Source organism: Streptomyces amakusaensis (genome assembly GCF_039532665.1).
In the GTDB taxonomy this organism is placed as follows: domain Bacteria; phylum Actinomycetota; class Actinomycetes; order Streptomycetales; family Streptomycetaceae; genus Streptomyces; species Streptomyces amakusaensis.
The window spans coordinates 112,914-134,442 of record NZ_BAAASB010000019.1 but is presented as its reverse complement, the minus strand read 5'-3'; the positions used below and the strand labels follow the sequence as shown (position 1 = coordinate 134,442).

General features: G+C 71.5%; 20 protein-coding genes and 1 pseudogene. 17 read left to right on the top strand and 4 right to left on the bottom strand.

What is annotated here, in order from left to right:
• Together ABD371_RS28625 and ABD371_RS28620 are read right to left on the bottom strand one after the other, a co-directional pair.
• A pseudogene (locus ABD371_RS28625) lies at positions 1–403 on the bottom strand (Na+/H+ antiporter subunit A); the annotation flags it as partial.
• Between the two features lie 214 nt (positions 404–617).
• Complete coding sequence (locus ABD371_RS28620; RefSeq protein ID WP_344483093.1) at positions 618–1,124, bottom strand: MarR family winged helix-turn-helix transcriptional regulator; 507 nt, start codon at positions 1,122–1,124, stop codon at positions 618–620.
• A gap of 113 nt (positions 1,125–1,237) precedes the next feature.
• On the opposite strand from ABD371_RS28620, the gene ABD371_RS28615 reads away from it, so the two are divergent.
• Positions 1,238–2,926, top strand: a complete 1,689-nt coding sequence (locus tag ABD371_RS28615; RefSeq protein WP_344483063.1) for a DHA2 family efflux MFS transporter permease subunit — start codon at positions 1,238–1,240, stop codon at positions 2,924–2,926.
• Between the two features lie 40 nt (positions 2,927–2,966).
• Here ABD371_RS28615 and ABD371_RS28610 read toward each other — a convergent pair whose 3' ends face one another.
• Complete coding sequence (locus ABD371_RS28610) at positions 2,967–3,617, bottom strand: MerR family transcriptional regulator (RefSeq protein WP_344483061.1); 651 nt, start codon at positions 3,615–3,617, stop codon at positions 2,967–2,969.
• A 92-nt stretch (positions 3,618–3,709) separates the two neighbouring features.
• On the opposite strand from ABD371_RS28610, the gene ABD371_RS28605 reads away from it, so the two are divergent.
• The 8 genes from ABD371_RS28605 to ABD371_RS28570 all read left to right on the top strand — a co-directional run bounded on the left by ABD371_RS28605 (position 3,710) and on the right by ABD371_RS28570 (position 11,500).
• Positions 3,710–4,135, top strand: coding sequence for a DUF3291 domain-containing protein (locus ABD371_RS28605; RefSeq protein WP_344483058.1), 426 nt, complete (start codon positions 3,710–3,712; stop codon positions 4,133–4,135).
• Positions 4,136–4,254: 119 nt separating this feature from the next.
• Positions 4,255–5,727 carry an MFS transporter gene (locus tag ABD371_RS28600; RefSeq protein ID WP_344483056.1) on the top strand — a complete coding sequence of 491 codons (1,473 nt, stop codon included), beginning with the start codon at positions 4,255–4,257 and terminating at the stop codon, positions 5,725–5,727.
• Positions 5,728–5,831: 104 nt separating this feature from the next.
• The gene (locus tag ABD371_RS28595) at positions 5,832–6,440 is read left to right on the top strand and encodes a PadR family transcriptional regulator (protein WP_344483054.1); all 609 of its coding nucleotides are present in this window, start codon (positions 5,832–5,834) and stop codon (positions 6,438–6,440) included.
• Between the two features lie 83 nt (positions 6,441–6,523).
• Positions 6,524–7,504: an ATP-binding cassette domain-containing protein gene (locus ABD371_RS28590; RefSeq protein WP_344483090.1), complete on the top strand. Its 981-nt coding sequence runs from the start codon at positions 6,524–6,526 to the stop codon at positions 7,502–7,504.
• Positions 7,501–8,295, top strand: coding sequence for an ABC transporter permease (locus ABD371_RS28585; RefSeq protein WP_344483052.1), 795 nt, complete (start codon positions 7,501–7,503; stop codon positions 8,293–8,295). The genes ABD371_RS28590 and ABD371_RS28585 overlap by 4 nt, the downstream gene beginning before the upstream one ends.
• A gap of 326 nt (positions 8,296–8,621) precedes the next feature.
• Complete coding sequence (locus ABD371_RS28580; protein WP_344483049.1) at positions 8,622–9,887, top strand: beta-ketoacyl-[acyl-carrier-protein] synthase family protein; 1,266 nt, start codon at positions 8,622–8,624, stop codon at positions 9,885–9,887.
• Positions 9,884–11,134 carry a ketosynthase chain-length factor gene (locus tag ABD371_RS28575; RefSeq protein ID WP_344483046.1) on the top strand — a complete coding sequence of 417 codons (1,251 nt, stop codon included), beginning with the start codon at positions 9,884–9,886 and terminating at the stop codon, positions 11,132–11,134. Before ABD371_RS28580 ends, ABD371_RS28575 begins: the two co-directional genes overlap by 4 nt.
• A 105-nt stretch (positions 11,135–11,239) precedes the next feature.
• Entirely contained in the window at positions 11,240–11,500 is a 261-nt protein-coding gene (locus ABD371_RS28570) for an acyl carrier protein (protein ID WP_344483043.1), read from the top strand.
• A gap of 65 nt (positions 11,501–11,565) precedes the next feature.
• On the opposite strand, the gene ABD371_RS28565 is transcribed toward ABD371_RS28570, so the two are convergent.
• Positions 11,566–11,859, bottom strand: coding sequence for an antibiotic biosynthesis monooxygenase family protein (locus ABD371_RS28565; protein ID WP_344483040.1), 294 nt, complete (start codon positions 11,857–11,859; stop codon positions 11,566–11,568).
• A 109-nt stretch (positions 11,860–11,968) separates the two neighbouring features.
• On the opposite strand from ABD371_RS28565, the gene ABD371_RS28560 reads away from it, so the two are divergent.
• The 8 genes from ABD371_RS28560 to ABD371_RS28525 all read left to right on the top strand — a co-directional run bounded on the left by ABD371_RS28560 (position 11,969) and on the right by ABD371_RS28525 (position 21,525).
• On the top strand, positions 11,969–14,812 hold the full coding sequence (locus ABD371_RS28560) for a DEAD/DEAH box helicase (protein WP_344483037.1): 2,844 nt from the start codon (positions 11,969–11,971) through the stop codon (positions 14,810–14,812).
• Positions 14,809–16,152: an SWIM zinc finger family protein gene (locus ABD371_RS28555; RefSeq protein ID WP_344483034.1), complete on the top strand. Its 1,344-nt coding sequence runs from the start codon at positions 14,809–14,811 to the stop codon at positions 16,150–16,152. The genes ABD371_RS28560 and ABD371_RS28555 overlap by 4 nt, the downstream gene beginning before the upstream one ends.
• Before the next feature lie 205 nt (positions 16,153–16,357).
• On the top strand, positions 16,358–17,881 hold the full coding sequence (locus tag ABD371_RS28550; RefSeq protein WP_344483031.1) for an AMP-binding protein: 1,524 nt from the start codon (positions 16,358–16,360) through the stop codon (positions 17,879–17,881).
• A 1-nt stretch (position 17,882) separates the two neighbouring features.
• Positions 17,883–18,146 (top strand): phosphopantetheine-binding protein, encoded by a 264-nt coding sequence (locus ABD371_RS28545; protein ID WP_344483028.1) that lies wholly within the window; start codon positions 17,883–17,885, stop codon positions 18,144–18,146.
• A gap of 2 nt (positions 18,147–18,148) precedes the next feature.
• The gene (locus ABD371_RS28540; protein WP_344483025.1) at positions 18,149–19,183 is read left to right on the top strand and encodes a hypothetical protein; all 1,035 of its coding nucleotides are present in this window, start codon (positions 18,149–18,151) and stop codon (positions 19,181–19,183) included.
• On the top strand, positions 19,176–20,015 hold the full coding sequence (gene trpA, locus ABD371_RS28535) for a tryptophan synthase subunit alpha (protein WP_344483022.1): 840 nt from the start codon (positions 19,176–19,178) through the stop codon (positions 20,013–20,015). Before ABD371_RS28540 ends, trpA begins: the two co-directional genes overlap by 8 nt.
• On the top strand, positions 20,012–20,386 hold the full coding sequence (locus tag ABD371_RS28530) for an ectoine synthase (RefSeq protein WP_344483019.1): 375 nt from the start codon (positions 20,012–20,014) through the stop codon (positions 20,384–20,386). Before trpA ends, ABD371_RS28530 begins: the two co-directional genes overlap by 4 nt.
• A complete protein-coding gene (locus tag ABD371_RS28525; protein WP_344483016.1) occupies positions 20,386–21,525 on the top strand; it encodes an acyl-CoA dehydrogenase family protein in 1,140 nt (379 codons plus the stop codon). Before ABD371_RS28530 ends, ABD371_RS28525 begins: the two co-directional genes overlap by 1 nt.
• Positions 21,526–21,529 lie beyond the last annotated feature (4 nt).

Here is a 21,529-nt window from a genome sequence, read left to right as displayed (position 1 = left end):
AGAACACATAGAGCAGCACCAGATCGTCGGCGAGCACCAGCCCCAGCATCGCCCCGGCGAACGCCAGCAGATTGCCGGCGAACCGGCCGAGCAGCGGGTCCCCGGCGGAGAAGTACCGTACGCAGTAGAGCAGCACCAGCGCGCCGACCCCGGCCGCCAGCAGCGTCATCAGCAGCGACAGCGCGTCGAGCCGGAGCGCGAGCCAGACCTCGTACTCCGGCAGCCACGCCAGCGACCAGCTCACCGAGGAGCCGGCGGCAGCGCCGCTCCAGTGGGCGAGGGCCCAGGCGAGAGCGGCGGCGGGCGGCAGCGCCAGCACGGCGAAGGCGCGGGTGCCCAGCCGCCCGACGAGCGGTCCCGCGCAGGCGGCGAGCAGGAAGTGACAGAGGATCAGCGCGGCCATGCGGCCCCGGACATCGGCCCGCTGCCGTCGGCGGCCACCAACAAACAGAGCACACGCACGGAAGGCACGGAGACATTGCTATAAGCACCCGGGCCGCTTCACCCTCCGGCGCGCCGACGAGCGGCCATCCGGAGCCGAGGTCGACCCCCGCCGGCCCAGTGGCGTACGGCTGCGGGCGTACCCGTACGGCTTTGTACGTTCGTGTACGGGGGGCTCAGCCGCCGGGGCGGGGCCCGCCGTCCCGGTACTCGTCCGCGAGCAGGCCGTCCATGGTCGCCCGGAGACGGCCGACGAGCTCCTCGAACTCCCTCAGCCGCTCGGGCGGGTACTGCGCCGTCACGGCGGCCATGCGCTCGGCGTACGGCGCGAAGAACTCCTCGGCCCGGGGCCTCACATGGGGGCTGCTGCGCAGGGTGACGATCCGGCGGTCGGTCTCCTCACGGGTGCGTACGACATGTCCGGCCGCTTCGAGGCGGTTGACCAGCGCGGTCGTCGCGCCCGACGACAGGGACACCCGCTCGCTGAGCCGGGCGGGCGAGAGCGGGCGGCCCTTGTCCTCCGCGTACAGGATCTCCGCCAGGGCGGCGGCGTCCGTGGAGTGCAGCCCGAGCCAGGAGGCGAAGCGCCGGGTGAACTCCGTGTAATGGGCGCCGAACGACCGCAGCCCGTCCATGAGGCCCTCGTACCGAGCCGCGGGCTCGCCCGACTCCGGTGTCTCCATCGCCGCGCCGCCCTGCCTTCCGATCTGCGCGGGTGACTGCTCCACCGCGCGGTTTGACAACCTATCGCAAGCAATTTACCTTCACCGCAAAGATACTTCACCATGGAGGTAACTTGTCCGGCACGGCAGCACCCGAACCGCCCCCCTCCCCCTCACCGACACCCCGCCACTGGCTCGGCCTCATCGCCGTCTCCCTGGGCGTGGCGCTGATCGTCGTGGACATCACCATCGTCAATGTGATCCTCGCGCCGATCATCGAGGACCTCTCGATCGACTCGATCGAGGCCCAGTGGATCCAGGAGTCCTACGCGATCGTCTTCGCCGCGCTGGTCCTGCTCACCGGACGCCTCTCCGATCTGCACGGCGCGCGCAAGATCTTCCTCATCGGCCTCGCCGTGTTCGGTGTGACCAGCCTGCTGGCCGCGGCCGCCCCCAGCGGCGGACTGCTGATCCTCGCCCGCTTCCTCCAGGGCATCGGCGGGGCGATGATCCTCCCGGCCTCCCTGGCGCTGGTGAACGCGACCTTCAGCGGCAAAGCCCGCAGCCAGGCCTTCGCCGTCTGGGGTTCGACCATCGGCGCGGCGGCGGCCGTCGGCCCGCTGCTGGGCGGCCGGCTCGCGGACATCCACTGGCGGTGGGCCTTCGGCATCAACATCCCGCTGGTGGCGCTGATCGTCGTGGGCACCCTGCTGTTCCTGCCCGCGTCACCGCGCGTCCGGGGCCGGGTCGACGCCGCCGGGGCCGTGCTCTCCGCGATCGGGCTCGGACTGCTCGCCTTCGGCCTGATCGAGGGGCGCAACCACGGCTGGCTCGCCACCACCGCGCCGCTGGACATCGGCGGGCTCTCCTGGCGGAGCGGCCCGTCCCCGGTCCTCGTCGCGCTGATCCTCTCGGCCCTCGCGCTGTACGCGTTCTGGCGGCGGCAGGCCGCACTGAGCCGCCGGGGCGAGGAGCCGCTGATGGACGTACGGCTCTTCTCCATCGGCTCGTTCCGCAACGGCAACCTGGTGACCCTGTTCGTCGGCCTCGGCGAGTTCGGGATCATCGCGGTGCTGCCGCTCTGGCTCCAGTTCGCCCTGGACTACAGCGCGCTCCAGGCGGGGCTGGCTCTCCTCGCCCTCGCCGTGGGCAGCTTCTGCGCCAGCGGCGGAAGCTTCGCGATGGCCGCCACCGTCTCCCCGCTGACCCAGGTGCGGCTGGGGCTCCTGCTGGAGGCCGCCGGACTGGCGATGCTGGGGCTCATCGCCGCCGCCGACAGCGCCTGGTGGCTGATCGCGCTCGCCCTGTTCGTCTACGGGGTCGGCGTCGGCTTCGCCACCGCCCAGGTCACCAATATCGTCCTCGCCGATGTGCCCGCCCACAGCGCCGGACAGGGCTCCGGCATCCAGAGCGCGGCCCGGGAACTCGGCTCCGCGCTGGGCATCGCCGTCCTGACCACCCTCTTCTTCAGCACCCTCGCCGCCACCCTGGCCGACCGCCTCGGCGGCTCCGCCGGACTCCCGGAGCAGGACGCCGAACGGATCAGCCAGACCGTGACGGAGAGCGCCGGATCGGTGATCCCCCATCTCGCCGAGGACCCGAGCACCGCGCCGGTCGCGGACGCCGCCCGCGAGGCGATGACCAGCGCCCTCGAACTCTCCAGCCACATCTGCGCGGGCCTGCTGCTACTGGCCCTCGCCGCCACCCTCTTCGTCAGGCCGCGCCCCGACTCCGCCGCCGCCCCGGCCGGGCCCGAAGCCCCCGCCGGGGCCGAAGCCCCCGCCGGGGCCGGGGCAGGGGCAGGGGCCGGCCACGACGGCTGACCGACCCCGGCCGGGGCGGGTCGCCGCGGGGCACGGCCGGTCAGCCGCCGTGCCTCCGCGCCGACTCGCTCTCCTGGGCGAGCCGCCGCAGCGCCAGCAGCACCGGCTCCAGCAACACCGTCAGCACCAGGGCCCGCTCGGCCTGTTCGAGCGGGTCGTCCGCGTCCCGGAGCTGATCCAGATCGAGCACGGCGGTCCGGCCGGCGAGTTCCGCGTACGGCAGCAGGGTGCGCCAGTCCACGTCCGCGCCGAGCGAGCGCAGGGTCGTCAGCGTCTCGGCGATCACCCGCTTGGCGGGGGCGTGCTCGGAGACCTCCCAGCCCGTACGGTCCAGCAGCTCATCGACCTCGGCCAGCCCCTCCGCCAGGGGGTCGTCCCCGGCCCCGGCCTCGGCCTCCTTCTCGCCCTTCTCCTTGTCGACGGGGCGGGCCCCGATCACCAGCCCGAGCATCTGGTGCGTGTCGTCCACGTTCTCCGAGACGGCGGCGAGGATCTCCTTGGCGGTGCCGACCGACAGCCCCCGGATTCCGACCAGGGCGCGGATCAGCCGCAGCCGGCGCAGATGCTGCTCGCCGTACTCCGCCTGATTGGCCGCCGTCGGCTGCCCCGGCGGCAGCAGCCCCTCGCGCAGATAGAACTTGATCGTCGCGATCGGCACCCCGCCGGTCCGGCTCAGCTCGGAGATTCGCACAGCTACCCGCCCTTGACTAGATACTGGATAGCACCACACTCTATTATAGGTAGTGCAACTTCCTATTCCCTACCCGTGAGGGCGGCCACGCCATGCCCACACTGCCCTGGACAACCCTGAACCCCACCACACCCGGCACCCGGGCGTATGTGATGGCCGGCTGCTTCCAGGCGGCCTCCCCGGGCCAGGTGCCCCGCTTCCTCATGAAATCCCTCGCCGCCTGGAACCAGATCAGGTACGCACCGGGCGCGATCGGCGCGTCCCTCATCGCCCAGCCCCTGGAGCGGACCTTCTCCACCCTCTCGGCCTGGGAGGACCGCGACGCCCTCTACGCCTACGTCAGAACCGAGCCGCACCGGAGCATCATGACCGAGCTGCGGCCGTCGACGCGGAGAGCGGTCTTCGCCTTCTGGGAGGCACCGGTCGAGGAACTCCCGATCAGCTGGGACGAGGCCCGGCGCCGGCTGCGGGAACAGGAGTCGGCCGGCCGGGCCGGGCAGATCCTCCGGCAGTACTGACCCCGTCACCGCCCCCGGCACCACCCCGGGCATCACCCCGGGCATCACCCCGGGCGCAGCACAGCACCGCACCGCCGCTCCCGTCACCGCGGGACGCCCATCCGAGCCAAGGACTCCTCATGCCCCAGCAGCACGCCTCCGGCGAGAGCGGCCCGGCGGACCGGGCACCGGCCGCCCCCGGCCGGGCCGTACCCCTCTGGCTGACCATCGTCGCCACCGGCCTCCCGATGTTCATGGTCGCGCTCGACAACCTCGTGGTCTCCGCGGCGCTGCGCACCCTCGCCGTCGAACTCGACGCCTCCACCTCCGACCTCCAGTGGTTCGTCAACGCCTATGTGCTGACCTTCGCCTGTCTGCTCCTCACCGGCGCGGCGCTCGGCGACCGCTTCGGACGGCGCAGGGTCTTCATCCTCGGCATCGTCGTCTTCACCCTCTCCTCCATCGGCTGCGGCCTGGCCGACACCACCGGCGAACTCATCGCCGGACGCGCGCTCCAGGGCATCGGCGCCGCGGCCGTCATGCCGCTGTCGCTGACCCTGCTCTCGGCCGCCGTCCCCGAACGCAGGCGCGGCCTCGCCCTCGGCATGTGGTCCGCGATCAGCGGTACGGCCGTGGCCTGCGGCCCCGTGGTCGGCGGCGCGGTGGTCGACGGGCTCGCCTGGCAGTGGATCTTCTGGGTGAACATCCCCGTCGGCATCGTGGCGATACCGCTGGCCCTGCGCGTACTCAAGGAGGGCTCCCTCCCGAACACCCGGCTCGACCTGCCCGGCATGCTCTTCGCCACCGGCGCCGTCGTCGGCCTGGTCTGGGCCATCGTCCGGGGCCCCGAGGACGGCTGGACCTCGGCCGGCGTCCTCGGCGGCTTCACCGCCAGCGCCGCCCTCTTCGTGGTCTTCGTCGCCTGGGAGGGCCGCGCGCCCCACCCTGTACTGCCGCTCGGCTTCTACCGGGTCCGCGCCTTCGTCCTCTGCAACATCGCCTCCGGAGCCATGTACTTCGGCGTCTTCGGCTCCATCTTCCTGCTCTCCCAGTACCTCCAGATCGCCCCGGCCCGCACCCCGCTGGAAGCCGGCGTGCTGACCCTCGCCTGGACCCTGATGCCCATGGTGATCGCCCCCGTCGCCGGCGCCCTCACCGACCGCGTCGGCGGCGGCCGTCTGATGGCCTTCGGCCTCTTCACCCAGGCCGCCGGCCTGGCCTGGATCAACCTCGCCGCCGCCGACGACACCCCCTACCACCGGCTCGTGGCCGCCATGGTCCTCGGCGGCATCGGCATGGGCTTCGCCTTCGCCCCCACCGCCGCCGTCGTCCTCGGTTCCGTCCCCCCGCAGCACCAGGGCAAGGCCTCCGGAGCCAACACCACCGTCCGCGAGATCGGCGGCGCACTCGGCATCGCCATCCTGAGCAGCGTCTTCACCCAGAACGGCAGCGACCGCAGCGCCCAGGAATTCGTCAACGGCCTCCACCCCGCCGTCTGGGTCGGCGTCGGCGTCGTCCTCCTCGGCGCGATCAGCGCCCTGTTCATCCCCCACCGCCCCGGCCCTGCCCCCGCTCCCGCCCCCGCCGAGCGCCGCTCCGCCGTGCCCGTCTGAACCGCCAACACCCGTACACCGAAAGGGAGAAGCACGGGATGGGCAACGTTCGAGTCGATCGTTCCGCCTCGAACACCCAGGGCCGGAGCCATAACCTGGGACGTATGTCTGCGATCCGTCTCCTTGTGCTCGGCGCCGTGCGCCGGCACGGGCGGGCCCATGGCTACCAGGTCCGCAACGATCTGGAGTTCTGGGGCGCCCAGAAGTGGTCCAACATCAAACCCGGTTCGATCTACCACGCCCTGAAGCAGATGGCGAAGCAAGGGCTGCTGCACGCCCACGAGGTCGCCCCCTCCACGGTCGGCGGCCCGCCGCGCACGGAGTACGAGGTGACGGAGAAGGGCACGGACGAGTACTTCCGCCTGCTGCGCGAGTCGCTGACCGCGCACGACCAGAAGCAGGAAGTCCTCGCCGGGGCGCTCGGTTTCATCATCGACCTGGACCGCGGGGAGGCGCTCCGGCTGCTGCGCGGCCGGTTGCACGCCATCCAGGAGTGGCGCAGGGCGACCACCGACTACTACACGCCCGAAGGCGGCCCCGGCCAACTCGGCCACATCGGCGAAATCATGCACCTGTGGGTCCGCTCGACCGACGCCGGGGCCCAGTGGACCCGCGAGTTGATCCGGCGCATCGAGAGCGGGGCGTACACCTTCGCGGGCGAGGCCGGGCCCCTCGCCGGAGCGCCCGGCCAACCATCACTGCCACAAGGCTAGTCCAGTTTGACTAATCCCCTGGAGGGGTTTACCGTTGCCGTCGCATGGTAGTCAAGTTTGACTACGAGATCCGGAGGGGACACATGGACGACGCGATCGTCGTCGAGGGTGCGCGAAAGCAATACGGGGAGAAGGCGGCTCTGGACGGGCTGGACCTGCGTGTGGGGCGCGGCACCGTGCACGGCCTTCTCGGCCCGAACGGCGCGGGCAAGACCACCACCGTACGCGTGCTGACCACACTGTTACGGCCGGACTCAGGCCGTGCCGAGGTGGCCGGGTACGACGTCCTGAAGCAGGCCGACCGGGTGCGCGGCCGTATCGGTCTGCTCGGCCAGCACGCCGCACTGGACGAGGAACTCGGGGGCCGGCAGAACCTGGAGATGTTCGGGCGGCTGTATCACCTCGGCGCGCGGCGCGCGCGCTCCCGGGCCGAAGAGCTTCTGGAGCGCTTCGACTTGGCGGACACCGGAAACAAGCAAGTCAAAAGGTACAGCGGCGGTATGCGACGCCGGCTCGACCTCGCCGCCTCGCTGATCACCGACCCGGAGGTGCTGTTCCTGGACGAACCGACCACTGGACTCGACCCCCGAAGCCGGGCCGAGGTGTGGGCCTCGGTGCGCTCCCTGGTCGGCGGCGGCACCACCGTGCTGCTCACCACCCAGTACCTGGAGGAGGCGGACCAACTGGCCGATCGCATCTCCGTGGTCGACAGGGGCCAGGTCATCGCCGACGGCACCGCCGACGAGCTGAAGGCCCGCACCGGCGGCGACCGCATCGACGTCGTCCTGCGCGACGCGGGGCAGCTGGGCACCGCCGTGGGCCTGCTGGAGATTGCCGCCAAGGACGTCTCGGTGGATGTCGACCGCCGGCTGTTCAGCGCTCCGGTGGTCGACCGGATGAACGCGCTCACTCAGGTCGTGAGAGCCCTGGAGGAGGCAGGCATCGAAGCGGAGGACATCGCCCTGCGGAGGCCGACCCTGGACGAGGTGTTCCTGAGCCTGACCGGGCCGGGGCGCTCCGAGGAGGCCGCTGCGGCCGGGGCTCTCGCCAAGGAGGCCGTATGAGCACGGCGGAAGCGCCGCAGGAGAGTGGCAGGATCGCCCTCGCCCTGAGCGACTCCTGGACCATGACCCGGCGGGAACTCGCCCACTGGGGCAGGCAGCCGGTACAGGTCGCCGTCGGCGTGATCTTCCCCGTGATGATCCTGCTGATGTTCGGCTATCTGATCGGCGGCGGCCGGAATGTCGGCGGCGACTACATCGACTATCTGGTGCCCGGAACACTCGCGCTGACCATGGCCTTCGGCCTGGAGAGCACGGTGATCGCCGTCACCCAGGACCTCAACAAAGGCGTGATCGACAGGTTCCGCTCCATGCCGATGGCGAACGGCGCGGTCCTGGTGGGCCGGTCCGCGGCGGACATGCTCCAGTCGGCTCTGAGCCTGGCCGTGATGATCGGTGTCGGCTACGCGATCGGCTGGCGGGCGAACGGCACGGCCGGGGAACTCCTGGGCGCTGTCGGACTGTTGCTGCTGTTCCGGTTCGCGATGCTGTGGATCGGCATCCACCTCGCGCTGGTGGCGGGGAAACCAGAGCTGGTCCAAGCGGTGCAGATCCTGGTCTGGCCGGTCGGCTTCCTGTCCAACGCCATCGCGACCCCCCAGTCCATGCCGGACTGGCTGGGCACGGTGGTCGAGTGGAACCCCATGTCCCAGACCGCGACCGCGGTGCGGGATCTGACCGGCAGCGTCGGTGGCGATCCGGGGCACATCTGGGCCGCCGTGATCCTGCCGCTGGCGATTGTGGCGGTGTTCTTCCCGCTGGCACTGCGGCGGTTCGCGAAGCTCAGCCACTAGGGCCTGTCTGACGGATCAGGCTGGATCGGTGAGCGGGGTCAGACAGGCCCCAGCCGTCGCCCGGGTCCCCCAGACCTGCCGCGGGACCGGCTCCGGCCGGACCTCAGCGGCGGGAGTCGGTGGCCGCATCCCAAGTCCCCCGTCTACGGATGCGGTCACCGGCACGATCCGCCGGAAGACGGCCCCCGGCCCTCACCGGCCGGGCCAGGGTTCGCGAGTCGGAGATCCAGGCTCGGAGCGGACGGGTATTCGAGTCATCCTCCAGCTTCGTGGGTGAGGCTCGATGCACGAGTACGCAACCGAGGCTCAGGACGGTGAGGAATCCGATGAGACGGGTCGTCATTACCGGTATAGGGGTGGTCGCCCCAGGTGGCGTGGGCGTCAAGGCGTTCTGGGAGCTGCTCACGGCAGGCCGGACGGCCACCCGGGGCATCACCCTGTTCGACGCAAGCCAGTTCCGTTCCCGAATCGCCGCCGAGTCCGACTTCGACCCGGCCGCCCACGGATTCAGCCCTCAGGACGCGGGACGCCTGGACCGTGCCGCGCAGTTCGCCATCGTCAGCGCACGTGAGGCGATCGCCGACAGCGGTGTCAACGAGGCGCTCGACCCGCTGCGGACCGGGGTGAGCCTCGGCAGCGCAGTAGGCTGCACCACCGGCCTGGACACGGAGTACGCGGTCGTGAGTGACCACGGTCGCGACTGGGCCGTCGACCACACCCGGGCCGTCTCCCATCTCTTCGACTACTTCGTGCCCAGTTCGCTGGCGGCCGAGGTGGCCAGGACCGTCGGCGCACAGGGCCCGGTCTCGCTGGTCTCCAACGGCTGCACCTCCGGTCTGGACTCGATCGGACACGCGGCCGAGCTGATCCGTGAGGGCAGCGCCGACGTCATGCTGGCCGGCGCCACCGACGCGCCGATCTCCCCGATCACCGTCGCCTGCTTCGACGCCATCAAGGCGACCAGCCCGCGCAACGACGATCCGGCGACCGCCTCTCGGCCCTTCGACCGGACCCGCGACGGATTCGTCCTGGGCGAGGGTTCCGCGGTCCTGGTGCTGGAGGACCTCGCGCGGGCACGCCGCCGGGGCGCGCGGGTGTACGCCGAGATCTCCGGCTTCGCCAGTCGGAGCAACGCCTACCACATGACCGGGCTGCGTGCCGATGGCCGTGAGATGGCCGAGGCCATCCGGATCGCGCTCGACGAGGCGCGGCTCGACCGCACCGCCGTCGACTACATCAACGCCCATGGCTCCGGCACCAGACAGAACGACCGGCACGAGACAGCCGCCTTCAAACGCAGTCTCGGCAGCCATGCCCACCAGGTTCCGGTCAGCTCCATCAAGTCGATGATCGGCCACTCTCTGGGCGCGATCGGCTCGCTGGAGGTGGCCGCCAGCGTGCTGGCCATCACCCACAACACCGTTCCGCCGACAGCCAATCTCCACGAGCCGGATCCCGACTGCGACCTGGACTACACCCCTCGTACCGCCCGCGAACAGCGGACCGACACGGTCCTCAGCGTCGGCAGCGGGTTCGGCGGCTTCCAGAGCGCCATCGTCCTCACCCGCCCGCGGCTCGCGGAGGCAGCGTGACCACGACCGTATTCGCGCCGGCCCGGCAGGTCGGCACTCCTGTGGCCACGGCGGTCGTGACCGGGATCGGAGTGGCCGCGCCCAATGGACTCGGAGCGAAGACATGGTGGGCGGCCGTGCTGCGCGGTGAGAGCGGCATCGGCCCCGTCACCCGCTTCGACCCCGTCGGCTATCCGGTCCGGCTCGCGGGCGAGGTGCCCGGATTCGTCGCCGAGGAGCATGTGCCCAGCCGGCTGCTGCCACAGACCGACCGGGTGACGCGGCTGTCACTGGCCGCGGCCGAAGAGGCCCTCGCGGACGCCGGGGTGGACCCGTCGGAGCTTCCCGAATACAGCGCGGGAGTGGTGACCGCCAGTTCCTCGGGCGGGTTCGAATTCGGACAGCGCGAGTTGCAGGCGCTGTGGAGCAAGGGCGGCCGGCATGTCAGCGCGTACCAGTCATTCGCCTGGTTCTATGCCGTCAACACCGGCCAGCTCTCCATCCGGCACGGTATGCGGGGTGCCGGGAGTTCCCTCGTCTCCGAACAGGCGGGCGGGCTCGACGCGGTCGCCCAGGCTCGGCGCCAGATCCGCAGGGGTGGCCGGCTCGTGATCACCGGAGGTGTCGACTCGGCCCTGTGCCCCTGGGGCTGGGCGGCCCATCTCGCCGGCGGAGGGCTGAGTACCGAGGACGACCCGGCGCGTGCCTTCCTGCCGTTCGACGCCGAGGCGTCCGGTCATGTGGTGGGTGAGGGCGGCGCGCTGATGATCCTGGAGGACGCGGCGGCGGCACGGGAGCGCGGTGCCGAAATCTACGGCTCGGTCGCCGGGTACGCGGCCACCTTCGACGGTGCCGGCGTGCCGCGCCTGGCCGACGCGGCCCGGACCGCTCTGGCCGACGCCGGCGTGACACCCGGGGAGATCGATGTGGTCTTCGCTGACGCCGCGGGCGACCGTGCCGCGGACCGGGCCGAGGCCGAGGCGATCGCCGCCCTGTTCGGCGCGTTCGGGGTGCCGGTCACCGCCCCCAAGTCCATGACCGGCCGGCTACTGGCGGGCGGTGCCTCCCTGGACTTGGCTGCCGCGCTGTTCGCGCTGCGTGAGCAGGTGATCCCGCCGACCACCGGAACGGCACGCCCGGCCGGCGACTGCCCCGTCGATCTGGTCACCGGAGCCCCGCGGGACGGTGTCCGGCTGCGCAACGCCTTGGTCCTGGCGCGCGGACGCGGCGGCTTCAACGCCGCGGTCGTGGTCCGAGGGGAGGACTGAGCTTCCCGCCGCATGTGCCGGGCCCCGCCCGGTGCCCAGTAGACCCGATCCCTTACCAGCCCGATCCCCGGCCCAAGCGTGCACAGCACGCGGAGAGACAGTGTGATGAAGCAATTGAAACTGAGTGAACTGACCGCTCTGCTGCGCGAGTGCGCGGGAGAGCAGGAGGACGTCGACCTGGAGGGCGATGTCCTGGACATCCCCTTCGCCTCCCTCGGATACGACTCGCTGGCGATGCTCCAGACCACCGGACGGATCGAACGGGACTACGAGGTGGTGCTCGACGAAGCCACTGACGTGGCCGGGACCCCGCGCGAGTATCTGGAGGCGGTCAACCGGGCCCTGTCGGCCCGAGAGGCCGTCTGAGCCGAATCCGGGCCGGCACGGGGAGGAGGGACGGCGGGCCGCCGCTCCTCCTCCCCGCATGCCGGTCAGGACGGAACCCGCTCCAGAAGCGGAGTGTAGAGATTCGGGTCGCTGCTGCTCAGCGCGCGCAGCGCGGTGCGGTGGGAGCCGAACTCCGGGAGCTCCAGGGCGCGGCGGAAGGACTGTTCGTCCTCCCAGTCGGCCACGTTGACATAGTGGCCCGCTTCGCCCGTGCGGCGCAGCAGACGGTGACGGATGAAGCCTGGCTGGGCGGCGAAGAAGGCCGAGGTGCGGTCGAAGACGCGCTCGAATTCGGCTACAGGACCGGTGACCTCGAACCGATTGATTAGTGTGATCACGGAGAGTTCCTTCCCGGTGGTGACAAGAGTCCTGGCAACCGTCACAGACAGCACTAGAGAGACCGTGGAACGCGGGTGGGCCGCGGACCGGAACGAGAAGGCAGGACACATGGTGGGCATTGCACCTGAACACGCCGGACGGCTGGCGAGGTGCGCGGTGGTCTTCGAGCAGGGCGATCCGGCCCGTACGGGACGCATGGGCTTCTGGGATCCCGTGGGCGCGGGGCTGCCCGAACTGCCCTGCGGTGTCGTGGGGGAGGTGGAGCTGGCCACCGCCGAAGGTGTACGTTCCCTGCCCGTGCTGTGGCTCTCCGTCACCGACGCGCTGCCGGTTCTGGCCCTGGCCCTGCGCGACCGGAAGGACGGCGGGGACGGCGGGGACGGCGGGGACGGCGGGGACGGCAGCGGGCAGGCTCACCCCGCCGCGGTCTTCTGGGGGGCCGCCACCGCGCTCGCGCTCCATCTCGCCTCCCGCGGGCGACTGCTGCCGGGCGTCTCCGCAGGTGGCTACGATGCCTGGCGAGCCGGCCCGCTCGATCCCGAGGACGTGCTGCGACTGCGCGAGCTGGCCACCGCCGCTCCGCCGGAGGCACTCGCCGTACCTGTCCCCGGGAGCGAGCTGCTGCCCGAGCCGGTCGGGGTGCTGCGTTCTTTCCTCGACGCGGTCGCCGACACTCTGCCGCGCACCGCGGCCGCCGAAACGGCGACCGGCCGTGCCGCGTTCGCCGCCGTCGAGCCCCAGCACGTACCGCAGCTGCGCGCCTGGGCGGAGGAGATCGCGGTCGGCATCGACTCGGGCGTGCGGGTCTCGCTGACCGTGCGGCTGGTCCATGGAGAGGAGAACACGCTCGTCGGGCAGGTGGTGCCCCTCGTCTCCGATCTGGCCGACCCGACCGTGGCCCTGACCGCCGGAGAGCTCTTCGACGGCGCCCCGCACGCGCTGGGTCCGCTCGCCCAGGCCGAGACGGTCCGCGCCGTACGCCGTGCGGCGACGGTCTGGGAGCCGCTGGCGCGACTGCTGCCCGTACCCCGGGAACTCGACCTCACCGATGATGAGTTCGGCGAGCTGCTGGGCGGTGCCGCAGCGCGTCTGCGGGCCCATGGCATCGACGTGCGATGGCCGGACGAGGCGGAGCGCGGCCTGACCGCGCAGGCGGTGGTCGGCGCGGACCGCACCCCTCCCACCGACCTGAGTTCCTTCATCGGTGGCGACGGCACTGTCGACCTGCGGTGGCAGCTCCGCGTCGACGGGGACCCGCTCACCGACCGGGAGACGGCCGCCGTCGCCGAGGCGGGGCGGCCGGTGGTGCGGGTCCGCGGCCGGTGGATGCTCGCCGACCCCGAACTCGCCCGCAGGGCGAGGGATCGCGAACTCAAGCGGCTCAACGCCATCGAAACGATCGTCGCCGCCTTCACCGGTTACGCGGAGGTCGGCGGGGAACAGATACCGGTCGCCGAAGGTCCCTGGCTCGGTGCCCTCCGCGCCCTGCTCGCCGGCTCCCCCGCCGAGCAGGCCGTGGAGCAGCCGGCCGCGCTCGCCGCGGACCTGCGCGACTACCAGCTGCGCGGTCTGGGCTGGCTGGTGCGCATGACTTCGCTCGGTCTCGGCGGCTGCCTCGCCGACGACATGGGCCTCGGCAAGACGATCCAGCTCATCGCACTGCATCTGTACCGCCAGGAGCGTGAGGGCAGCCGCGGACCCACCCTCGTGGTGTGCCCGGCGTCGCTGCTCGGCAACTGGGAGCAGGAGATCCGCAGGTTCGCCCCCGGCACCGCTGTCCGGCGCTTCCACGGCACCGGCCGCAGTCTCGAAGGGGTGGATCGCGGCTTCGTCCTCACCACCTACGGCACCATGCGCGTGGAGAGCGAGGTGCTCGGCGGGCATCCCTGGGGCATGGTCGTCGCCGACGAGGCACAGCACGTCAAGAACGCCTCCTCCGCCACGGCCAGAGCGCTGCGGATGATCTCCGCGGACGCCAGAATCGCCCTCACCGGCACCCCTGTGGAGAACAGCCTCTCCGAACTGTGGGCCGTGCTCGACTGGACCACTCCCGGGCTGCTCGGCAGCCACAGCGACTTCCGCCGCCGCTGGACAGCCCCGATCGAGGCCGAGCGGTCCGATTCCGGCGGCACCTCCGCCGAGCGCCTCGCCCGTCTCGTGCGGCCCTTCCTGCTGCGCCGCCGCAAGTCCGATCCCGGGGTGGCACCGGAACTGCCGCCCAAGACGGAGACGGACCGGCCGGTGGCGCTCACCGCGGAGCAGACCGCCCTCTACGACCGGCAGGTGCGGGATGTGATGGCCGAGATCAGGTCGACCACGGGAATCGCGCGCAGTGGCCTGGTCCTCAAGCTGCTCACCGGGCTGAAGCAGATCTGCAACCATCCCGCGCAGTTCCTCAAGGAGGACGAGCCGAAGCTGACCGGCCGCTCCGGCAAGCTGGCTCTGCTCGACGAGCTGCTGGACACGATCACCGCCGAGGACGGCGCGGTGCTGGTCTTCACCCAGTACGTCGCCATGGCCAGGTTGCTGGAGCGGCATCTGCGGGAGCGGGGCATCCCCACGCAATTGCTGCACGGCGGGACGCCCGTGGCCAAGCGCGAGGAAATGGTCCGCCGCTTCCAGGATGGCGAGGTGCCGGTCTTCCTCCTGTCGCTGAAGGCCGCGGGCACCGGTCTCAACCTGACCCGGGCCGACCACGTCGTGCACTACGACCGCTGGTGGAACCCGGCCGTCGAGGCCCAGGCCACCGACCGGGCGTATCGCATCGGCCAGACCCGGCCGGTGCAGGTCCACAAGATGATCGCGGAAGGCACGGTCGAGGACCGTATCGCCGCGCTGATGGAGTCCAAGCGGGAGCTCGCCGACGCCGTCGTCGGCAGCGGCGAACAATCACTGAGCAGGCTCGGGAACGACGAACTCGCGGACCTGGTCGAGCTGAGGAGCGGGGAATGAGCGACCGATACGGCGACGAGGCCCGGGGCTTTCCCGCGTTCGCGCCCCGCAAGGGCGGACGCGCCCGCGGCCAGTCCTGGTGGGGCAAGGCTTGGGCCGAGTCGATGGAGGACGGCTGGCCCGACGAGGAGACGCTGAGGAAGGGGCGGGCCGTCGCCCGCTCCGGGAGGCTCGGTCCCGTCACGGTCAGCCCCGGGAGGATCGCGGCGCGGTTCTACGGCGGTGAGGACGAGCCGTACACCGTCGGTCTCCAGGTGTCCTCGCTGGACGACGACCAGTGGGACACGCTCTGGGAGCGGACCGCGGACCGGCCGGCGGAGACGGAGGCGCTGCTCGCCGGGGATCTCCCGCCCGATCTGCTGGAAGCGGCGGAGGACGCGCGGCTGGGACTGCTGCCCGGCTACGGCGAGCTGGAACCCGACTGCGACTGCGACGATCCGGACCATCCGTGCACGCACGCGGTGGCACTCGGCTACCAGTTCTCCTGGCTGCTCGACGAGGAGCCTCAGGTGCTGCTGCTCGTGCGCGGCCGGGCGTGGGCCAAGGCGCTGGAGGAGCTGAAGTCCGTCCTGCTGATGCGGGCCATGACGCTTGACGCCGACGACGGCGCGGACGAAGAGATCGCGGAGGACGAGGACGAGGACGAGGACGGGGACGGGGACGGGGACGGGGACGGGGACGGGGAGAGCGGCGAGCACGGAGGCGAAGAGACCGTCAGAGCGGTCGGCGGGACCCCGGTGGCCGAGGCTTACGCACGTCCTGTCGCCTCCCTGCCCGCGCTCCCGCCCCTGCCCGAGCCCTTCGAGGGAGCCGCCGACTCCGTCACCGGCATCGAGGCGGACCCGCTGGAACGGCTCGTCGCCGACGCGGCCCTGCGGGCGCGCGGTCTGTTGGCGTACGCGATGGGGCTGACCAGTGAGCCGCCCCGGCCGCTCGACACGTGGCAGGACACCGTGCGGATCGCCGCGACCCATCCGGACCCCCGGGTGCCCCAACGGCTGCGGGACTCCTGCGGGCGGCCGGACGAGCTGGACCGGGCGGTCGAGGCATGGCGGCTCGGCGGCGCCACCGGGCTCCAGGTGCTTGAAGAGGCCTGGGAACCCCCGCGGTCCAAAGTCGCCCGGGTCCGCGCGACCCTCTCGGCGGGCTGGGAGGACGACGAGCTGCCCGAACTCGCCGTCCGCGGCAACCACTGGACGCTGACCGGCCGGGGATTGCAGCTGCGGTACGGGCGCGACAGCCGCTGGTACCCCTACCGGGAGCGGTCCGGCGTCTGGTGGCCGGCCGGCCGGCCCGCCTACGACCCGGCCCTGGCGCTCGCCGAACTCCTCCGCGGCTGAGGAAGCCCTCCCGCGACACCACGGCGGCCGGCCCGGCCCCTTCACCGGGGTCCGGGCCGGCCGGCGTCTCTCTCCGCCGCCCCGGGCCCGCGCGCACCGCGCGGCCACACAGCCGAGCCTCCAACGATCCTCCAGGCCACGAAACCAGGATGAGGATCAGCGAGTTCGTCGAACGTTCGTCGAACGGGGACCGGAGGTAAAGAGTGTGGATGGCATCGACACCGCAGTCATCACCGCGGGGCCGGGTTCGTTCGTCGCGGGCATCGTGGACCAGGCACGGCGGGCCCCCGACGCGACCGCCCTGGTCTGGTGGGGGCACGCGATCAGCTACGGAGCCCTGCTCCGGCGCGCGGAACTGGAGCGGGAGCGGATCGCCCTGATACCGGAGGGAGAGCCGGTCGGCGTCCCCGCGGTCAAGTCGCCACGGACGGTCGCCCTGATACTGGCCTGCCTCCTGGAGCACCGGCCGCCGCTGCTGACTCCGCCCGCGCTGGGCAAGGACGTCCTGGACCGGCTGTACGAACAGGCCGGTGTACGTCATGTGCTCACCCCGGGAAAGACCGCCCCGAGGAACCCTCCCGTACCGACCGCCGCCCCCGGCACGGCCCATCGGGACCGCCCCGGCCGAACGGACCTCGGCGAGACCGCGCTGCTGCTCACCACCTCCGGCACTACCGGGATTCCCAAGATCGTGCCGCTGGACGGCACCGCGGTGGACCGCTTCACGGCCTGGGCCGGCGAGACCTTCGGCATCGGGCCCGGTACGACCGTGCTCAACTACGCGCCGCTGAACTTCGACGTGTGCCTGTTGGACGTGTGGACGACGCTCGCCCTCGGCGGCCGGGTCCTCCTGGTCGACGCGGACCGCGTTCCTCAGGGCGGCCGGCTTCTCGACCTCGTCGAGCGGGAGCGGCCCGAAGTGGTCCAGTCCGTGCCGCTGCTCTACCGGCTGCTGACCGACGCCGCCCGTGACGGGGGCCGTACCCTCCCGTCCGTCCGGCACGCCGTCTTCACCGGGGACACCATGCCCTCTCCGGTTCTGGCGGCCCTCCCGCGCCTGCTGCCCGGTGCTCGGCTGTACAACGTCTACGGCTGCACCGAGACCAATGACAGCTTCCTGCACGAAGTACGGGGCACCCCGGATCCCGGACGCCCGCTGCCGCTCGGGCATCCGCTGCCCGGGGTGCGGGCCCTGCTCGTCACCGGGGACGGCAGAGTGCTGGACGGGCCCGGCACCGGGGAACTCCATGTTTCCACCCCTTTCCAGAGCCGGGGCTATCTCGGCGAGGCGGCTGTCCGCGGCGGCTTCGTCCCGCATCCCGAAGGGGCCGACGACCGGAGCTGGTTCCGCAGCGGAGACCTGGTCCACCGCTCCGCCGAGGGCGAGCTGACGCTCGTCGGACGCACGGACTACCAGGTCAAGGTCCGGGGGATACGGGTCAACCTCCAGGAAGTCGAGCGCGTGCTCCTGGCCCACCCCGGTGTCGCCGAGGCAGCCGTCCTGGCCCTGCCGGACCCGGTGTCCGGCCACTCGCTGCACGCCGTGGCACGCCGCCGCGCCGGCTCCGGCCTCAACACCCTGACGCTGCGCGGGCATCTGGCGCACGGGCTGCCCAAGTCCGCGATCCCCGTCCGGCTGCTGATCACCGACGAGCCGCTGCCCCGGACCGCCACCGGCAAGGCGGACCGCGAACGAACCGTACGTGTCCACTTCACCGAGGAGAGCTGACATGCAGTACGCCCGGGCCATACGCGAGTTCGTGGTCGAGGAATTCCTGCCGGACGTGCCCCCGGCGGAACTGGAGTACGAGTACGACCTGCTGGAGCACGGTGTGATCGACAGCCTGGGGCTGCTCAAGGTGATCGTCTGGATCGAGGACCGGTACGGAATCGACACCGAGAAGGTTGATCTGCGGCCGGAGTCCTTCAGGTCGGTGGCGGCCATCGACGCGTTCATCACCCACGCGTCGCAGCAGCGGACGAAGAGCGCCTAGCCGTGCATGAAGCCGTCGCCACGCTGCTCCGGCGAGACCGGCCCGTCGGGCTGCCGGTCTGGCGGTCGTTCTGGGACCGGCTCCACGAAGGCGATCTGCGCCGGGGCGAAGCGGTGGCCCTGCTCGCCTCGCTCTCCACCCGGATGCCCGACCGCGACACCCTGACCGGACTGCTGGACTCACTGGCCGAACGCGGGCCGGCGGGTATCCACGCCGATGTCGGTGCCGCGGTCAACATCGTCGGGACCGGCGGAGGTCCGAGGACCTTCAACGTCTCCACCGCCGCCGCCGTGGTGGCCGCCGCGATGGGGGTCAAGGTGGTGAAGACAGGGTCGCGCGCGTACACCGGCAGCCTCGGCTCCGTCGACCTGCTGGAACGCCTCGGAATCCCGCTGGTCTCCTCGTACGAGCAGACCCACGCCTCTCTGGAGCGCCACGGCATCGCCTTCGCCGGGGCCTTTGTCTACCCGGTCGAACTCACCCTGCTCGCACGGGGTGTGCTGCCGCTGGACATGCGGCGTATCGGGCTCTTCGTCAACGCTCTCGGCCCCTTCCTCTCCTGCCTCCCGGCCAAGGCGCAGCTGACCGGTGCGGCAGACCTGCGGCTCGTGACCGGGCTGCGGCACGCCGCGGCGTACCGGGCCCGTGGTGGCGACCGCTCGGTGTGGCTGTGCGTCAACGAAGCCGGTGCCGATGAGCTCCTGAGCTTCACACCGAACCGTGTTTACCTCCACGAGGGGTCCGCCGAGCGGGAGTTCGTTCTTGACCCGGCCCGCCTGGGGCTGCGGTCCGGATCCACGGAGGAACTGCGCCCGCAGGGCGACGATCCCGTGACGTACTTCCGCGAGGTGCTGTCGGGACGGTGTTCCCCGGTGGCCGAGGAAACCGTCTGCCTGAACGCCGCCGCACTCGCCGTGGCCGGCCGGTTCACCGACGACTGGGACGCCGCGCTGGCTGCCGCCCGGGGCGTCGTACGGGACGGCCGGGCTCTCGGTCTCCTCGCCCGTCTCCGCTCGGAGGCAACCGCCCATGTCTGAGTTCTTCGCCCACCGCCGACCGGGCCGTCCCGGCCTCGCGGTGTTCGTCAACGCCGGGGACCCGCCGCTCGCACTCCTGCCCGAACTCGTCGCCATGCTGGACGAGAACGAGGTCGACTGCCTCGAACTGGCCGTGCCGTTCCCCGGCTCGGCCACCGACGGGCCGGTCGTCCGGGCATCTGCCGACCGTGCGCTGGCCACCGGAGTGACACCGCGGGCGGTCCTGGACACCGTGGCGTCGGTACGGCCCGGACTGCGGCGTCTGCGGATCGCCCTGCTGGCCGACTGGAGCCACACCGTCCGGGGCACCGCCCCCGGCGAGTTCGCCGCCGCGGCCCGTGACGCGGGCTGTGACGGGCTGCTGCTGCACGGGGTGCCGCCCCGGCTGCGCACGGCCCACTACGAAGCCGTGCGCCGGGCGGGGCTGCCGCTCGTCACGACCTGCTACGCCGTCTCCGGCCCCGACGCCGTGGCCGAGGCGGTGGAGCACGGCTCCGCCTATCTGTACCTGGTCGCCCACTACGGTCGCAGCGGAACCGCCGCGGCCTGGGACCGGAAACGGCTCGGTGCGGTCACCGCCACCCTGCGCTCCGCCGCGTCCGCACCCGTGGCGGTCGGCTTCGGGGTCCGGACAGCCACCGACATCGAGTTCCTCGAAGGGCTCGGCGCCGAGGCCGCCGTGGTCGGCAGCGCCGGGGTGGCCCGCATGGAACAGGCCCGCGCCGCGGGGCGCGACCCCGTCGGCGAACTCCAGTCCTTCGTACGCGAACTGCGCACTCCCCAACCGTCACACACGCCTGCCGACGGCCGGAAGAGAGGAATCCATCCATGATCGTCCGTAAGCTCGAAGACGTGCCCTGCGTCGACTGGGGGAACGGCCTCAGCCGCCGCTTTCTCACCGAGGGCGACGGTGTCGGCTACACCGTCACCGACACGATCGTCCGCGCGGGCACGAAGTCCCGTCTGGAGTACCGGAACCATCTGGAGAGCTGCTACTGCATAGCCGGCAGCGGCCAGGTGATCGACACCGCGGGCAACGCACACCCGATCACCCCCGGCACGCTCTACGCTCTCGACCGCCACGACGCCCACTGGCTTGTCGCGGACGCGACGGAGGACCTGCGCCTGGTGTGCGTGTTCGCCCCCGCCCTCCGCGGCGACGAACGCCATGACCTCCACTCCTCCGACTACTCCCACTACTGATGATCGAGTGGACCCCGGAACAGCGGGCGCTGCGCGCGGGCCTGGCCCCCTTGATGAAGGATCTCAACACCGGCCGTATCGAGCGGGACGAGGCCGCCGCGTTCTCGTACGACAGCTGGCGGACCCTGGCCGGTACCGGCCTCCTCGGGCTGCCGTTCGATGAGAAGTGGGGTGGCCTCGGACAGTCGCTGCTGACCACCATGTATGTCCTGGAGGGGCTCGGCGAGGGCTGCCGGGACGCCGGGCTGAGCTTCTCGGTCTGCACCCATCTCGTCAGCACCGGGGTGCCGATACAGCGCTTCGGCTCGGAGGCCCTCAAGGAACAGTATCTGCCGCGGATCTGCTCGGGCGAGTTGATCGGTGCCCATGCCATCAGCGAGCCGGACAGCGGTTCGGACGCGCTGTCGATGCGGACGAGGGCGGTGCGCGACGGCGACGAGTACGTGCTCAACGGCAGCAAGGCGTTCGTCAGCAACGGTCCGGTGGCCGGCCTGTTCACCGTCTACGCTCGCACCAGTGACCTCCCGGGCCCGCTCAGCATCACCGCGTTCCTGGTGGAGCGGGACACTCCGGGCCTCCGCGTCGGTTCGCCCGTCGCCAAGATGGGGTTGCGCACCTCTCCCCTGAGCGAGCTGTACTTCGACGACTGCCGGATTCCCGCGACCCGGGTCCTGGGCCGGCAGGGCAGCGGATTCCTGGTGCTCGACCATGTGATGCGCCGGGAGATCCTCTGCTCCTTCATCGTGAACGCGGGAGAAATGCGCCACCGCGTCACCCGCTGTGTCGAGTACGCGCGCACCCGCACCCAGTTCGGCCGGCCCATCGGCGAGTACCAGGCCGTCTCCCACAAGATCGTGGACATGGAGATCGGGGCGGAGACCGCCCGGCACTGGCTGTACGGCACCGCCGAACGGATGGCGGCCGGCAAGAACGTGACCCGGGACATCGCCATGGCCAAACTGGTTACCAGTGAGGCGAATGTCGCCTCCGCCCTCGCCGCCCTGCAGATTTTCGGCGGCAACGGCCATATGGCCGAGTACGGCATCGAGGCGGAGCTGCGCAACTCGGTCGGCTCGACGGTCTACTCGGGCACCTCCGAGATCCAGCGCAACCGCATCGCGTCCCTGCTCGGCCTGTGAGCGG

What these genes read in the sequence shown, in the direction of transcription:
- ABD371_RS28620 (WP_344483093.1), bottom strand. Translation starts at nt 1,124, where the DNA reads ATGGAGACACCGGAGTCGGGCGAGCCCGCGGCTCGGTACGAGGGCCTC.
- ABD371_RS28605 (WP_344483058.1), top strand. Translation starts at nt 3,710, where the DNA reads ATGCCCACACTGCCCTGGACAACCCTGAACCCCACCACACCCGGCACC.
- ABD371_RS28600 (WP_344483056.1), top strand. Translation starts at nt 4,255, where the DNA reads ATGCCCCAGCAGCACGCCTCCGGCGAGAGCGGCCCGGCGGACCGGGCA.
- ABD371_RS28595 (WP_344483054.1), top strand. Translation starts at nt 5,832, where the DNA reads ATGTCTGCGATCCGTCTCCTTGTGCTCGGCGCCGTGCGCCGGCACGGG.
- ABD371_RS28590 (WP_344483090.1), top strand. Translation starts at nt 6,524, where the DNA reads ATGGACGACGCGATCGTCGTCGAGGGTGCGCGAAAGCAATACGGGGAG.
- ABD371_RS28585 (WP_344483052.1), top strand. Translation starts at nt 7,501, where the DNA reads ATGAGCACGGCGGAAGCGCCGCAGGAGAGTGGCAGGATCGCCCTCGCC.
- ABD371_RS28580 (WP_344483049.1), top strand. Translation starts at nt 8,622, where the DNA reads ATGAGACGGGTCGTCATTACCGGTATAGGGGTGGTCGCCCCAGGTGGC.
- ABD371_RS28570 (WP_344483043.1), top strand. Translation starts at nt 11,240, where the DNA reads ATGAAGCAATTGAAACTGAGTGAACTGACCGCTCTGCTGCGCGAGTGC.
- ABD371_RS28560 (WP_344483037.1), top strand. Translation starts at nt 11,969, where the DNA reads ATGGTGGGCATTGCACCTGAACACGCCGGACGGCTGGCGAGGTGCGCG.
- ABD371_RS28555 (WP_344483034.1), top strand. Translation starts at nt 14,809, where the DNA reads ATGAGCGACCGATACGGCGACGAGGCCCGGGGCTTTCCCGCGTTCGCG.
- ABD371_RS28545 (WP_344483028.1), top strand. Translation starts at nt 17,883, where the DNA reads ATGCAGTACGCCCGGGCCATACGCGAGTTCGTGGTCGAGGAATTCCTG.
- trpA (WP_344483022.1), top strand. Translation starts at nt 19,176, where the DNA reads ATGTCTGAGTTCTTCGCCCACCGCCGACCGGGCCGTCCCGGCCTCGCG.
- ABD371_RS28530 (WP_344483019.1), top strand. Translation starts at nt 20,012, where the DNA reads ATGATCGTCCGTAAGCTCGAAGACGTGCCCTGCGTCGACTGGGGGAAC.
- ABD371_RS28525 (WP_344483016.1), top strand. Translation starts at nt 20,386, where the DNA reads ATGATCGAGTGGACCCCGGAACAGCGGGCGCTGCGCGCGGGCCTGGCC.